The 13,331-nt window shown below is 69.4% G+C and carries 14 protein-coding genes; 8 read left to right on the forward strand and 6 right to left on the reverse strand.

The window, feature by feature from the left end:
• Positions 1-857: 857 nt before the first annotated feature.
• The 3 genes from AB0H36_RS43530 to AB0H36_RS43540 all read right to left on the reverse strand — a co-directional run bounded on the left by AB0H36_RS43530 (position 858) and on the right by AB0H36_RS43540 (position 3,626).
• Positions 858-2,387 carry an NCS1 family nucleobase:cation symporter-1 gene (locus tag AB0H36_RS43530; protein ID WP_360537223.1) on the reverse strand — a complete coding sequence of 510 codons (1,530 nt, stop codon included), beginning with the start codon at positions 2,385-2,387 and terminating at the stop codon, positions 858-860.
• Positions 2,388-2,500: 113 nt separating this feature from the next.
• Positions 2,501-3,271, reverse strand: coding sequence for an MBL fold metallo-hydrolase (locus AB0H36_RS43535; protein ID WP_360537224.1), 771 nt, complete (start codon positions 3,269-3,271; stop codon positions 2,501-2,503).
• 10 nt (positions 3,272-3,281) lie between these two features.
• Positions 3,282-3,626 carry an EF-Tu/IF-2/RF-3 family GTPase gene (locus tag AB0H36_RS43540; RefSeq protein WP_360537226.1) on the reverse strand — a complete coding sequence of 115 codons (345 nt, stop codon included), beginning with the start codon at positions 3,624-3,626 and terminating at the stop codon, positions 3,282-3,284.
• A 139-nt stretch (positions 3,627-3,765) separates the two neighbouring features.
• Here AB0H36_RS43540 and AB0H36_RS43545 point away from each other — a divergent pair, with 139 nt between their 5' ends.
• The 5 genes from AB0H36_RS43545 to AB0H36_RS43565 all read left to right on the forward strand — a co-directional run bounded on the left by AB0H36_RS43545 (position 3,766) and on the right by AB0H36_RS43565 (position 8,512).
• Positions 3,766-4,407, forward strand: a complete 642-nt coding sequence (locus tag AB0H36_RS43545) for a ThuA domain-containing protein (RefSeq protein WP_360537228.1) — start codon at positions 3,766-3,768, stop codon at positions 4,405-4,407.
• Complete coding sequence (locus tag AB0H36_RS43550; RefSeq protein WP_360537230.1) at positions 4,404-5,495, forward strand: Gfo/Idh/MocA family oxidoreductase; 1,092 nt, start codon at positions 4,404-4,406, stop codon at positions 5,493-5,495. The genes AB0H36_RS43545 and AB0H36_RS43550 overlap by 4 nt, the downstream gene beginning before the upstream one ends.
• Positions 5,496-5,601: 106 nt before the next feature.
• The gene (gene hrcA, locus AB0H36_RS43555; protein ID WP_360537232.1) at positions 5,602-6,624 is read left to right on the forward strand and encodes a heat-inducible transcriptional repressor HrcA; all 1,023 of its coding nucleotides are present in this window, start codon (positions 5,602-5,604) and stop codon (positions 6,622-6,624) included.
• 25 nt (positions 6,625-6,649) lie between these two features.
• Positions 6,650-7,792 carry a molecular chaperone DnaJ gene (gene dnaJ / locus AB0H36_RS43560; RefSeq protein ID WP_360537234.1) on the forward strand — a complete coding sequence of 381 codons (1,143 nt, stop codon included), beginning with the start codon at positions 6,650-6,652 and terminating at the stop codon, positions 7,790-7,792.
• A gap of 3 nt (positions 7,793-7,795) precedes the next feature.
• Entirely contained in the window at positions 7,796-8,512 is a 717-nt protein-coding gene (locus tag AB0H36_RS43565) for a 16S rRNA (uracil(1498)-N(3))-methyltransferase (RefSeq protein WP_360537236.1), read from the forward strand.
• Between the two features lie 100 nt (positions 8,513-8,612).
• Here the strand turns inward: AB0H36_RS43565 and AB0H36_RS43570 are convergent, their stop codons facing one another.
• From AB0H36_RS43570 to AB0H36_RS43580, 3 genes are all read right to left on the reverse strand, one after another.
• Complete coding sequence (locus AB0H36_RS43570; RefSeq protein ID WP_360537238.1) at positions 8,613-9,740, reverse strand: Gmad2 immunoglobulin-like domain-containing protein; 1,128 nt, start codon at positions 9,738-9,740, stop codon at positions 8,613-8,615.
• Positions 9,737-10,246, reverse strand: coding sequence for a SigE family RNA polymerase sigma factor (locus tag AB0H36_RS43575; RefSeq protein WP_360537240.1), 510 nt, complete (start codon positions 10,244-10,246; stop codon positions 9,737-9,739). The genes AB0H36_RS43570 and AB0H36_RS43575 overlap by 4 nt, the downstream gene beginning before the upstream one ends.
• A 152-nt stretch (positions 10,247-10,398) precedes the next feature.
• Entirely contained in the window at positions 10,399-10,527 is a 129-nt protein-coding gene (locus AB0H36_RS43580) for a hypothetical protein (RefSeq protein ID WP_360537242.1), read from the reverse strand.
• Here AB0H36_RS43580 and AB0H36_RS43585 point away from each other — a divergent pair.
• The 3 genes from AB0H36_RS43585 to AB0H36_RS43595 are packed head-to-tail and all read left to right on the forward strand — an operon-like array spanning position 10,526 to position 13,269.
• Positions 10,526-11,452 (forward strand): PhoH family protein, encoded by a 927-nt coding sequence (locus tag AB0H36_RS43585; protein WP_360537272.1) that lies wholly within the window; start codon positions 10,526-10,528, stop codon positions 11,450-11,452. The two genes, AB0H36_RS43580 and AB0H36_RS43585, sit on opposite strands and share 2 nt — an antisense overlap.
• Positions 11,449-11,922, forward strand: a complete 474-nt coding sequence (gene ybeY / locus AB0H36_RS43590) for an rRNA maturation RNase YbeY (protein WP_360537244.1) — start codon at positions 11,449-11,451, stop codon at positions 11,920-11,922. Before AB0H36_RS43585 ends, ybeY begins: the two co-directional genes overlap by 4 nt.
• 42 nt (positions 11,923-11,964) lie before the next feature.
• Positions 11,965-13,269 (forward strand): hemolysin family protein, encoded by a 1,305-nt coding sequence (locus tag AB0H36_RS43595; protein ID WP_360537246.1) that lies wholly within the window; start codon positions 11,965-11,967, stop codon positions 13,267-13,269.
• Positions 13,270-13,331 lie beyond the last annotated feature (62 nt).

Genomic DNA, 13,331 nt, shown 5'->3' on the forward strand with positions numbered 1-13,331 from the left:
GCGTCAAGGGCGCCTTCGGCGTCCGCTGCGCGGATCTTCGACCCTTGACCCACACCACCACGACCAGGGAAGGACGCAGCTGTCCCGGAGCAGCTCACCCGAGTGGTCGCACGCGCGGGCGGATCCGGTGAGTCGGTGGGGATCCGGGGAATCGGTGAGGGGAATCCGGGGAGTCGGTGGGGATCCGGGGAATCGGTGAGGGGAATCCGGGGAGTCGGTGGGGATCCGGGGAATCGGTGAGGGGAATCCGGGGAGTCGGTGGAATCCGGTGAGTCGGTGGGATCCGGGGAGTCGGTGTGGCCTGGTGAGCGGGGGATCCGGAGGGCTGGCGTGATGGGTGGGGCGGCGTGGGGGGTTGGAGGCTCGCGGAGCGCCTGCTCTGGTGCGATCGGATCAGTGGTCGAGCGGGGGTGTTCGATGGGTGGTCGGATTGGTCCGCATGCTGGCCAATCCGGTTCAGGAGCCGGGACCTTGACCACCCTTCGGGGACCTCGGACAGTAGATAGCCTGTCCGCGGTCCCCGGTTCCTGTCCAAGCCCTCCGCGGATGCCGCTTGTATCCCGAGATGCGGACAAAGCCGGCCACATGCTGGGCAATCCACCGGCGACAGGTCGCTGGCGGTTTGTGTCACCGCTGACGGGTTGCAACCCACCAGCCGCCCCACACCATCAGCAGCCGCTCGGCCACCGCCTCTGCTCGGCGACCGCCTCTGCTCCGCAATCGCCTCCCTTCGGATGCAGCCGCCGCTCAGCCGCAGCCGCCGGCCGGCAACCGCCGCCGCTCGGACGCAGCCGCCGGTCGGACGCAGCCGCCCGTCAGGCGCGGCTGGCCGTGCGGGGTGTGATCGCGTCGGGTGGTTAGAACATGGGGGCGGTGGGGGTTTGGGTGCGGGAGGGGGAGAGTTTGGCCAGCACGAGGTAGGTGACGAAGCCGACCACCAGGCCGACTGCCCAGGAGTAGTCGTAGAGCGGTTGGAGGAAGGGGATCAGGCCGCCCTCCGGGAACGGGCCGGCGCCGGGGTTGGAGTAGGCGCCGCCGACCGCGAGCAGCGAGCCCAACAGGGTGGCGACCACGGCACGCCAGTTCCAGCCGGCGTTGTACCAGTACCTCCCGCCGGGCTGGTAGAGGTCGGCCAGGTGCAGGTTGGTCCGGTCGATCACCCAGTAGCCCGCGATCAGCACGCCGGCCACCGACGCGAGCAGGCCGCCGTAGAAGGACAGCCAGACGAAGATGTAAATCGACGGGTCGGAGATCAGCCGCCACGGCTGGATCACGATCCCGATCACGCCGGTGACCAGGCCCGCGGTCCGGAAGTTCAGCCACCGCGGCACGGCGTTCGCGAAGTCGTACGACGGGCTGACCACGTTGGCCGCCACGTTGCAGGACATCGTCGCCAGGATCGCCATCACCAGGCCGATCGTCACCACCACCGGGTTCTCGAACCGCCGGGTCAGCTCGACCGGGTCCCAGATCGCCTCGCCGTACAGCAGCACGGTGCCGGACGTGGTGATGATCGAGACCAGCGCGATGAACGACATCGTGGTCGGCAGGCCGATGATCTGGCCCCAGACCTGCTGGCGCTGGCCCTTCCCGAACCGGGTGAAGTCCGGCATGTTCAGGCTCAGCGTGGCCCAGAACGCGATCATGCCCATCAGCGACGGCGCGAAGATCTTCCAGAAGTCGGCGTCCCAGCCGAGTTTCGACGGCTGGTCCAGGATCGGGCCGAGGCCGCCGGCCTTGACCAGGATCGCGATCATCAGCGCCAGGAACGCGACCGTGACCAGCGGCGCGGCCCAGTTCTCGAACCGTCGCAGGCCTTCGATCCCGCGCCAGATCAGCACCATCTGGATCGCCCAGAAGAACGCGAAGCTCAGCCACTGCGTCCACGGATGTCCGCCGACCGCGGGCGCGTTGGTCCAGCTGTCGCCGGCCAGCTCGCCGATGATCACGTAGATCGCCTGGCCGCCGATCCAGGTCTGGATGCCGAACCAGCCGCAGGCGATGAAGGCCCGCAGCAACGCTGGGAAGTTGGCCCCGCGGACACCGTAGAAGGCGCGGGCGAAGACCGGGAACGGGATGCCGTACTTGGTGCCCGCGTGGCTGTTGAGCAGCAGCGGGACGAGCACGATGAGGTTCCCGAGGGTGATGGTGATGAACGCCTGCAGCCAGTTCATCCCGAGTGCGACCAGGCCGGCCGCGAGCAGGTAGCTGGGGATGTTGTGCGCCATCCCCATCCACAGCGCCGCGTAGTTGTACGTCGTCCAGTGCCGCTCGGGCAACCGGGTCGGCGCGAGCTCCGCGTTCCCGTACGGGCTGTTGGCCACCGCCTCCGGATCGGTCAGCTCGACCCGTCCGTCCGGGTGCACCGTCTGCTCAACTGTCGCCATGAACCCCACCACCCGATCCGCTCGCGGAAGTGTGCTTCGCAACAAGTTGCGCTCTGGGGTGACGTGCTGTCAACGGACAATTACAAAGGATGGGTAAGCATGCAGGAGGTGGTTCAGCCTGGGCCGAGGAGTGGGAGGGTGGGGCGGCGGGGTGTGCCGAGGGCTTCGTAGCCGCGTTTGATGGCTTCTTGCAGGTGCTCGAGCGGCCACGGCCAGTCGTCGGTGTGCTTGAGTGCGTCGTCCAGCGACGTACCGGCGTGGTGGAGGCCGGAGATCGTGTTGGCGACCGTGCCGAGGCCACCGGCCTGGTCGCGGACGAACTCGGCGTCGACCACGGCCCCATGACCGGGCACGACCTTCGCGGTCTCGGACAGCATGCCGATCACCCGGTCGATCGTGTCCGGCCACTCGAGCGGGAACGAGTCCGCGCCGTACGACGGTGGCGCCGACTCCTCGACCAGGTCGCCGACGAAGAACACCTCGGCATCCGGTACGACGACCACCGTGTCGCCGGACGTGTGCGCGTTGCCGAGGTGCAGCAGCTCGACCCGGCGGTCGCCGAGGTCGATCACCTTCGCGACGGAGAACGTCGTGCCGGCGAGGTTCTCCTCGGCGGCCGCGTTCTCGTGCAGGTAGACGGTGGCGTCGGCGAAGACGCTGTTGCCGACCACGTGGTCGAAGTGCGCGTGGGTGTTCACCACCCAGCGGACCGGCGCGTCGGTGAGCTCGCGGATGTGTGTCGCGAGCTGCTCGGCCTGGTCGGTCGTGGCCCGTGTGTCGATGACCAGCGCCCCGTCCGAGCCGACGACCAGGCCGACGTTGAGGTCCCACTCGTCGTACCGGCGGACCCAGCAACGATCCGCCACCTCGGTCCACGTACTCATGACGCCGAGGTTACTTGCTCAGCACATCGCCCCTGACCACCTGCTCCCGCTCGACGCCGCGGAGCAGCAGGCCGACGTTGTCGCCGGCGTTCGCGACCTGCACCGTCTTGCGGAACATCTCGAGACCGGTCACCTCGGTCTGCAGCAGCGGTGAACCGGCCCGGCTGAGCAACACCTGGTCGCCGACCGCGACCGTGCCGGCGATCACCCGGCCGGTGACGATCGTCCCGCGGCCGGTGATCGAGAACACGTCCTCGACCGTCAGCTCGAACGCGCCCGGCGGCACCCTGTCCTGCGGCCGCGCCCCCGCGACGGTCTTCACTGGCGGCTCACGCTTCCAGAACTTCCAGCCCATACACCGACCCTAGCGATCGGGAAGCCCCATCCAGGGGACGGAATCGCACTTGAAGGCCGGTCGGGCGGCGCTTAGTGTCACGGTGGCGATTCCGCAATTTTTCCGAACCTGGAACCGAAACTTTCGAAGGGCGGACGGCGTGACGACACGACGTGCACTGGTGGTCCGGGGCGGGTGGGAAGGACACTCCCCGGTCGAGGCGACCGACCTGTTCATTCCCCATCTGCGCGAGAACGGGTACGAGGTGACCGTCTCCGACACGACCGAGAGCTACCTCGACCTGGACGGCACCGACCTGGTCCTGCAGTGCGTCACGATGAGCCAGATCGAGCCCGAGCACTTCAAGGGCCTGGACGCGGCGATCCGCAAGGGCACCGGGTTCGCCGGCTGGCACGGCGGGATCTGCGACTCGTTCCGGAACAACGCCGACTACAGCTTCATCACCGGCGGCCAGTTCATCTCGCACCCGCACGGGTTCACCGACTACCGGGTCGAGATCGTCGCCGAGCACCCGATCGTCGAGGGCATCACGCACTTCGACGTGAACACCGAGCAGTACTACGTGCACTACGACCCGACGAACACCGTGCTGGCCACCACCACGTTCAGCTCGCACCCGGACTTCCCGTGGATCGAGGGCGCCGTGATGCCGGCCGTCTGGACCAGGACCTGGGGTGCGGGCAAGATCTTCGTCTGCACCGTCGGCCACAAGTTGGACGACCTCGAGGTACCCGAGGTCCGGACGATCATCGAGCGGGGGCTGCTGTGGGCGAGCAAGTGACACGAGTCGGCATCGTCGGCACCGGAGTCATCTCCGGCACGTACCTGGACCACCTGGGCAAGCTGCCCGGCGTCGAGGTGGTGGCAGTGGCCGACCTCGACGTCAGCCGCGCCCAGGCGATCGCCGACAAGAACCAGGGCATCCGCGCCCTCTCGTCCGGCGACCTGTACGCCGCGGACGACATCGACATCGTGCTCAACCTCACCATCCCGGCCGCGCACGCGGCGGTGCACCAGGCCGCGATGGAAGCCGGCAAGCACGTGTACGGCGAGAAGCCGCTGGCCGTGGACCGCGCCGAGGCCGAGCCGCTGCTGAAGTACGCCGCCGCCAACAACCTGCGCGTCGGCTGCGCCCCCGACACCGTGCTCGGCACCGGCACCCAGACCGCCCGTGCCGCGATCGACCGGGGCGACATCGGCGTACCGACTGCTGCGACTGCGTCCTTCGTCACGCCCGGCCACGAGCTGTGGCACCCGGCGCCGGAGTTCTACTACCAGCCCGGCGGCGGTCCGGTGCTCGACATGGGCCCGTACTACGTGACCAGCCTGGTCACCCTGCTCGGTCCGGTACGGCGAGTGGTCGCACGCGCCGGCCAGTCGCAGCAGGAGCGGAAGATCCACACCGGTCCGCGAGCCGGCACGACCTTCCCAGTCCAGGTGCCGACGCACGTGACCGGCGTACTGGAGCACGAGTCGGGCGCACTGACCACGCTGCTGATGTCGTTCGACGTGTGGGCCGCGCGGTCGCCGCGGATCGAGGTGCACGGGACCGAGGGCAGCCTGTCGGTGCCGGACCCGAACGGCTTCGACGGCACGGTCGAGATCGCCACCGTCACGAACCGTGACTGGAGCGAGCTCCGCGTCGCCGGTGGGTACGCCGGCGCCGGCCGTGGGGTCGGGGTCGCGGACATGGCCCGGGCGATCCGCACCGGCGAGCCGCACCGCGCCGACGGCGCACTGGCCTACCACGTGCTCGACGTCCTCGAGTCGGTGCTCGAGGCGGCCGCCCAGGACCAGCCTGTGGATGTCGCGAGTACGGTCGAGCGTCCGACCGCCGTACCGTTGGGGGCATCTCCCGAAGTCGCCTGAGACCCGCCCCACGCCGCTGGCCGGCACTGGCGGCCACTACGGCTCGGTAGACTGGCACTCGAATGTTCTGAGTGCCAGGGGTCGACGCTGAGAGAGGGTGGTGCGCGTGCTGGACGAACGCAAGCTGGATGTCCTCCGCGCCATCGTCGAGGACTACGTGGCGACCCACGAGCCGGTCGGCTCGAAGACGCTGGTGGACCGGCACAACCTCGGAGTGTCGCCGGCCACCGTGCGTAACGACATGGCTGCGCTGGAGGAGGAGGGGTACATCACCCAGCCGCACACCAGCGCCGGCCGGATCCCGACCGACGCGGGGTACCGGCTGTTCGTGGACAAGCTGAGCACGGTCAAGACGCTGTCCGTGGCGGAGAAGAAGGCGATCACCTCCTTCCTGGCCGGTGCGATCGACCTGGACGACGTCGTCCGCCGGACCGTCCGGCTGCTCGCCCAGATCACCCGCCAGGTCGCGATCGTGCAGTATCCGTCACTCAACCGGTCGAGCGTCCGGCACATCGAGGTCGTCACGATGACCCCGCGCCGGCTGCTGCTGGTGCTGATCACCAGCACCGGCCGGGTCGAGCAACGGATCGTCGAGCACCCGAACGACGTCGACGAGCAGCTGATCGCGGATCTGCGGTCCCGGCTCAACACGGTCCTCGCCGGTCAGCGGCTGACGGAGGCGACCACGTCGCTGGCCGCCGTACCCGAGTTGTTCGCCCCGTCCGACCGGCCGCTGGTCGCGTCGATCGTCACCACGCTGCTGGAGGCGTTCACCGACGAGGTCGTCGAGCAGCGGATCGCGGTCGGCGGCGCCGCCAACCTGACCCGGTACGGCGACGACTTCGAGCGCAACGTGAAGCCGGTGCTGGAGGCGCTGGAGGAGCACGTCATCCTGCTCAAGCTGCTCGGTGAGGCGACCAACCCGCAGACCCTGACGGTCCGCATCGGGCACGAGAACCCGTTCGAGGAACTGGCCACCACCTCGGTGGTCGCGACCGCGTACGGGTCCAAGTCGGAGGCGCTGGCCACGCTCGGCATCGTCGGCCCGACCCATATGGACTATCCGAGCACGATGGGCGCAGTCCGGGCCGTCGCGCGCTACGTCAGCCAGATCCTGGCCGACTCCTAACGAACCACAACCCCTGGCTTGGAGTATGAGCACCGATTACTACGCCGTCCTGGGTGTCAGCCGCGACGCGACACCGGACGAGATCAAGAAGGCGTACCGCAAGCTGGCCCGCCAGTACCACCCGGACGTGAACGACTCCGAGGACGCGCACCACAAGTTCCAGGAGATCGGCCGCGCGTTCCAGGTGCTGAGCGACCCGCAGAAGCGGCAGATGCACGATCTCGGCGGTGACCCGTTCGCGGCCGCCGGCGCGGGCGCCGGGCCGGGCGGGTTCGGCCAGGCCTTCACGTTCACCGACATCATGGACGCCTTCTTCGGCCAGACCGGCGGGGCGACCCGCGGACCGCGGCCGCGGGCCCGGCGCGGCCAGGACGCGCTGATCCCGCTGCGGATCGACCTGGGCGAGGCCGCGTTCGGCACCACCCGGGAGCTCAAGGTCGACACCGCGGTGCTGTGTCCGACCTGCTCGGGCTCCGGCGCGGCAGCCGGCTCCGAGCCGGTCACCTGCGACATCTGCCACGGCCGCGGCGAGGTCACTCACACCCAGCGGTCGTTCCTCGGCGAGGTCCGGACCATGCGGCCGTGCCCGAACTGCCGCGGCTTCGGCACGATCATCCCGAACCCGTGCGTCGAGTGCTCCGGCGACGGCCGGGTCCGGTCCCGCCGTACCGTCACCGTGAAGATCCCCGGTGGCGTCGACACCGGCACCCGGGTGCAGCTGTCCGGCCAGGGCGAGGTCGGCCCCGGCGGCGGCCCGGCCGGCGACCTGTACGTCGAGATCGAGGTCGAGCCGCACGACATCTTCACCCGCAACGGCGACGACCTGCACTGCACGGTCACGCTGCCGATGACGGCTGCCGCGCTCGGCACCACGATCGACCTGCCGACGCTGGAGGGCGAGACCACCCCGCTGGAGATCCGCCCGGGCACCCAGTCCGGTACGGCGATGACGCTGACGGCCCGCGGTGTCCCGCGGCTGCGGCACGCCGGCCGTGGCGACCTGATCGTGCAGATCGTGGTCGAGACCCCGAGCAAGCTCGACGACGCGCAGGCCGACCTGCTTCGCCAGCTGGCCGGGATCCGCGGCGAGGAGCGTCCCCAGGGCCAGGTCCAAGCCACCCACAAGAGCGTCTTCGGCCGCCTCCGCGACGCCTTCGGCGCGCACTAGGAGATGGGCGTCGCGGTCTTCTTCTGCGCGGACCTGTCCGGCGCCGAGCTCACCCTGGATGGTGCAGAAGGTCGGCACGCTGCAGTGGTACGGCGGATCGCGCCGGGGGAGCGGATCCGGCTGACCGATGGGCGAGGGGCTTGGGCCGAAGGTGCGGTGACGGGTGCCTCGAAGGTGGGGGTGACGGTTGCCGTCGACAACCGTGGGACGGTTCCGGCGAGCCGGCCGCGGCTGGTCGTGGTCCAGGCGCTGCCGAAGGGGGAGCGGGCCGAGCTCGCGGTGGAGATGCTGACCGAGGTCGGCGCGGACGTGATCGTGCCGTGGAACGCGGAGCGCAGCCAGTTCCGCAGCAACCCGGAGCGGTCCGCGAAGACGCTGGCCAAGTGGCAGGCGTGGGCGTTCGAGGCGAGCAAGCAGTCCCGCCGGGCGTGGTTCGCCGAGGTGGCTCCGATCGCGACCACGGTCGAGGTCGCCCGACTGATCGCAGCCGCCGCGCTCCCCGTCGTACTGCACGAAGAAGCCAAGACCCCTCTGGCCGGTCTCGACGTCCCCGCCGACGGCGACATCGTGATCGTGATCGGCCCCGAAGGCGGTATCTCCCCGGGCGAGCTCGAGACCTTCGACGTCGAGCCGGTCCGCCTCGGCGACACGGTCCTGCGCACCTCGACCGCCGGCGTCGCCGCCGCAGCCGCCCTACTCGCCCGCTCCCGCTGGAGCTGACCCGAGCTTTCCGGAAGAAAACTGTCGCGAGGTGGCACCTTCTTTCCGGAAAGCAGTCGAGGTCCTCGCCGCGGGTCGAGCGTTCCGGGCAGGGGTTCGGCTACTTGACGTAGATCGTCTTCGAGTCGGTGTCGGTCATCGCGCCGTTCTCGGCGGAGATCAGGTAGGCCTCGATCCGCCACTCGCCGGGGGACAGCTTGAGCGGGACGGCGAACGGCGAGAAGGTCTGGCCTCCCTTGGTGTTGGCGTAGCTGGCGTGGGTCACGCGGGTCTTCAGGTTCGTGGCGCGCCAGTTGACGGTGGCCTCGTACGCGGCCGCGATCCCGGTGACCGTGAGCGGGCTCTTGGTGACCTGGCCGTCCACGAGGTTGTCGATCCACACCAGCGCCTGGACCTTGCTCGCCTGGGCGCGGGCGATCGGCCGGCTGGTGTCGACCTGGCCGAACAGGGCGCCGCCGGCCCGGCCCTGCTGGGTGATCCGGATCGGCTCGGTCGTGTCGCTCAGCACGCCCTGGACCGTGTAGACGAGCTGCTGGGTCGCGACGTCCGCTGCCGCCCTGTCCAGCTTCGTCTGCGGGAGCTGCTTGAAGTCGACCGTGACGACCCCGCCGGCCCGGGTCACCGAGCTCACCTGGGCGCCACGCCAGGGAGAGTAGTAGTCCGGGTCGCCGGCGTCCTTCGACGTCATGATCCGGACCGCCTCGAGCGTGGGCTGGCGGTCGACGACCTTCATCCAGGTGCGGTACAGCCGGACCGTCGGGTCGGCCGAGGTCGAGCCGACCTTCTCGCCGAGCCAGTAGACCGGTACGGCGCCCGACTTGGTCGGCTCGCTACCCCGCACGGTCGGTGGGGTCTTCTCCTCCGGTGCGGTGCTGGGTGGCGCGCTCGGCAGCGTGCTCGGAGTTGGCGCCGGGCTGTCGGGGACGGTCGTCGGGCCCGGCGTCATCGGGCCGGTCGCGTTGGTCGTCGTCCCCGGGCCGGCGACTTGGTCGTCGCCCGCGGTCGTGGCGTCGTCGTTGAAGACGGTGAAGGCGCCGATCGCCGCGGCGGTGCCGATCGCGGCCGCGCCGGCGGTCAGCACCCAGGGCCGGCGGGTGGCCGGCCGGCGCTGGCCGCGGACCCGGGCCTGGACCTCCGGCAGGGCGTCGGACGGCTCGATCCGGTCGGCCTCCTCGGCCAGCGCCCGCCGCATCAGGTCGTCGAACGGGTCGTCAGGTCGCTCGTTCATAGCGTCTGCTCCAGGAGCTGGCGGAGCGACTTGCTCGCCCGCGCGGCATGGCTCTTCACCGAGCCCCGGCTGATCCCCATCGCGTCGGCGATCTCCGCCTCGGACAGGTCTCCGTAGTACCTCAGCACCATCACGGTGCGTTGTTTCTCCGGCAGGGTGCGCATCGCCTCGATCACCCGATCCGTCTCGATGGTTCGCAGTACGGCGTGCTCGGCGCTCGGCTCGTCCGGCAGCGACCGGGGCGTGTGCTTGTCCACCACCACCAGGTGGCGCTGGCGGGAGCGGCAGCGGTTCACCACCGTGGTGCGCAGGTAGGCGAGAGCCTTGTGCGGGTCGCGCAGCCGGTTCCAGCGGCCGTGCATCGCGACGAACGCGTCCTGCACGATCTCCTCCGCCGTACCGGTGTCACGCAGCAACAAGGCGCCGAGGCGGACCAGCGACGTGTAGTGCGCCGTGTAGACAGCCGTCAGCGCCTCGTCGGCATCCCACGAGGACTCATGTGTCACGACCTCTTCGTACACCACCGCCGGTTGCGCCACGAAAAGACGACGCAAAGACCCCGTCCCAGGTTGACAACGGAGTGCAAACGATCACGGCCCCGGGGTGTTGCACCGAATTACCAGTGAGGCTGTCGGCGGAGCGGGCTAGCATGGTGAGGTCATATCACCGGCATCAGGAGGAAGAGCCTGTCCAGGCCACGCAGTATCGAACCGGAGGCGCGCGCGAACGGCGCGGCCACCGCCACGCAGGCGTCACACAAGATCGTCGTGCCGAACAGCATCGACATGGTGGCCCTGCTCGGAGCCCGGGACGAGTTCCTCCGCATCGTCGAGAAGGAGTTCGCCGCCGACATCCTGGTCCGCGGCAACGAGATCACGCTCACCGGTGAGCCCGCCGAGCTGGCGCTGGCCGAGCGGCTGATCGACGAGCTGATCGCGGTGGTGCGGACCGGCCACGGGCTGACCGCGGACTCGGTCGAGCGCAGCATCGCGATGATCAAGGCGGCCACCGCCGAGAGCCCGCGCGACGTGCTCACCCAGAACATCCTGTCCAGCCGCGGCCGCACCATCCGGCCGAAGACGCTGAACCAGAAGCGGTACGTCGACGCCATCGACAAGAACACCATCGTGTTCGGGATCGGCCCGGCCGGCACCGGCAAGACCTACCTGGCGGTGGCCAAGGCGGTCCAGGCGCTGCAGGCCAAGGAGGTCAACCGGATCATCCTGACCCGGCCGGCCGTCGAGGCGGGCGAGCGGCTCGGGTTCCTGCCCGGCACCCTGTCGGAGAAGATCGACCCGTACCTGCGGCCGCTGTACGACGCCCTGCACGACATGATCGACCCGGAGTCGATCCCGCGCCTGATGACGGCCGGCACGATCGAGATCGCGCCGCTGGCCTACATGCGCGGCCGGACCCTGAACGACGCCTACATCATCCTGGACGAGGCGCAGAACACCTCGCCGGAGCAGATGAAGATGTTCCTCACCCGGCTCGGCTTCGGCTCCAAGATGGTGGTCACCGGCGACGTCACCCAGGTCGACCTGCCGACCGGGACCAACTCGGGCCTGCGGGTTGTCCAGGGGATCCTGGACGGCGTCCAGGACCTGGCGTTCTGCCGGCTCACCTCGCACGACGTCGTCCGGCACAAGCTGGTCGGCCGGATCGTCTCGGCGTACGAGAACTACGAAGGCAGCTCTGACATCAAGAGATGAACGTCGAGGTCAACAACGAGTCCGGGGTGGAGATCGACGCGAACGGGCTGATGCGGCTCAGCCGGTTCGTGATGTCGTCGCTGCGGCTGCACCCGGAGTGTGAGCTGTCGATCAAGCTGGTCGACGAGGACACCATGGCGCGCTACCACGTCGAGTTCCTGGACCTGCCGGGTCCGACCGACGTGATGTCGTGGCCGATGGACGAGCTGCGGCCGGGCGCCGAGGACGACGCCGACCCGCCGCTAGGGCATCTCGGCGACATCGCGCTCTGCCCGACCGTGGCCGCCGCCCAAGGCGCCAAGGCCGGGCACGGCACCTGGGCCGAGCTGGAGCTGCTGACGGTGCACGGCATTCTGCACCTGCTGGGCTACGACCACGCCGAACCCGCCGAGAAGGCGGAGATGTGGGACGTCCAGGGCCGCCTTCTGGAAGCATGGCGGGCTCCCGGAAACCGGCTGGAGAGTGTCTGATGGTGTCCCGTCGGACATCCCTAGGACAGGAGTGACGTTGCGGTGACCTCCCACGACCTGGTTCTGCTGGTTGTGGCTGCGGGGCTCGTCCTGCTGGCCGGCCTGTTCGCCGGTGCGGAGGCGGCGCTGTCGTCGTACTCGAAGGTGCGGGCGAACGAGCAGGTCGAGCAGGGCAACCTGCGCGCGGTCCGGCTGCGCGACCTGCTCTCGGACGCGCCGCGCTACCTGAACTCGCTGCTGCTGGTCCGGCTGATCTGCGAGATCACCGCGATCGTGCTGGTCACCCAGGCGCTGTCGGAGGTGTTCCCGGTCACCTGGGAGCACATCCTGATCACCGCCGTGGTGATGGTGCTGGTCTCGTACGTGATCATCGGGGTCGCGCCGCGCACCCTCGGTCGGCAGCACTCGGACCGGTTCGCGATCATCTCGGCCGGCCCGGTGATGGCACTGACCCGGGTGCTCGGGCCGCTGCCGAAGTTCCTGATCATGATCGGCAACGCGCTCACCCCGGGCAAGGGGTTCGCCGAGGGCCCGTTCGCCACCGAGGCCGAGCTGCGGGCGCTGGTCGACTACGCCGAGAAGTCGGCGGTGATCGAGTCCGGCGAGCGGCAGATGATCCACTCGGTGTTCGAGCTCGGCGACACCATCGTCCGCGAGGTGATGGTGCCGCGGACCGACATGGTCTACATCGAGAAGCACAAGAAGCTGCGCCAGCTCACCTCGCTGGCCCTGCGTTCGGGCTACTCGCGGATCCCGGTGATCGGGGAGTCGCTGGACGACATCCTCGGCGTCGTCTACCTCAAGGACGTGATGCGCCGGGTGTACGACAACGCCCAGGCCGAGTCGACCGAGCGGGTCGAGTCGGTGATGCGGCCGTGCATGTACATCCCGGACTCCAAGCCGATCGACGAGCTGCTGCGCGAGATGCAGGCGGCCCGGATGCACGTCGCGATCGTCGTCGACGAGTACGGCGGCACCGCCGGCCTGGTCACCATCGAGGACATCCTGGAGGAGATCGTCGGCGAGATCACCGACGAGTACGACGAGGTGCCCGACTCGGTCCAGGAGCTGTCCGACGGCGCCTACCGGGTGTCGAGCCGGCTGCCGATCGACGAGCTGGGTGAGCTGTTCGGCGTCCCGCTGGACGACGACGACGTCGACACCGTCGGCGGCCTGATGGCGAAGCTGCTCGGCAAGGTGCCGATCCCCGGCGCCGAGGTGGAGATCGCCGGCCTGTCGCTGACTGCGGAGCGGCCGTCCGGCCGCCGCAACCAGGTCGGTACTGTGCTGGTACGACGGGAGCAGCCCGCCCACCCGTCACCCGACCAGAACCACCAGCACGCCTGACCGCACCAGCACCACGTCGCAGCACCACGTCGCAGCACCACCTCGCAGCACCCCGGATCCCC

This window comes from Kribbella sp. NPDC050820 (assembly GCF_040653975.1).
GTDB lineage: Bacteria > Actinomycetota > Actinomycetes > Propionibacteriales > Kribbellaceae > Kribbella.

Bases quoted from the DNA above. Each gene is read 5' to 3' on its own strand.
- AB0H36_RS43565 (WP_360537236.1), top strand. From the start codon at position 7,796: ATGGGCGTCGCGGTCTTCTTCTGCGCGGACCTGTCCGGCGCCGAGCTC.
- AB0H36_RS43580 (WP_360537242.1), bottom strand. From the start codon at position 10,527: ATGTCGATGCTGTTCGGCACGACGATCTTGTGTGACGCCTGCGTGGCG.
- ybeY (WP_360537244.1), top strand. From the start codon at position 11,449: ATGAACGTCGAGGTCAACAACGAGTCCGGGGTGGAGATCGACGCGAAC.
- AB0H36_RS43540 (WP_360537226.1), bottom strand. From the start codon at position 3,626: ATGGGCTGGAAGTTCTGGAAGCGTGAGCCGCCAGTGAAGACCGTCGCG.
- dnaJ (WP_360537234.1), top strand. From the start codon at position 6,650: ATGAGCACCGATTACTACGCCGTCCTGGGTGTCAGCCGCGACGCGACA.
- AB0H36_RS43585 (WP_360537272.1), top strand. From the start codon at position 10,526: ATGGTGGCCCTGCTCGGAGCCCGGGACGAGTTCCTCCGCATCGTCGAG.
- AB0H36_RS43570 (WP_360537238.1), bottom strand. From the start codon at position 9,740: ATGAACGAGCGACCTGACGACCCGTTCGACGACCTGATGCGGCGGGCG.
- AB0H36_RS43535 (WP_360537224.1), bottom strand. From the start codon at position 3,271: ATGAGTACGTGGACCGAGGTGGCGGATCGTTGCTGGGTCCGCCGGTAC.
- AB0H36_RS43530 (WP_360537223.1), bottom strand. From the start codon at position 2,387: ATGGCGACAGTTGAGCAGACGGTGCACCCGGACGGACGGGTCGAGCTG.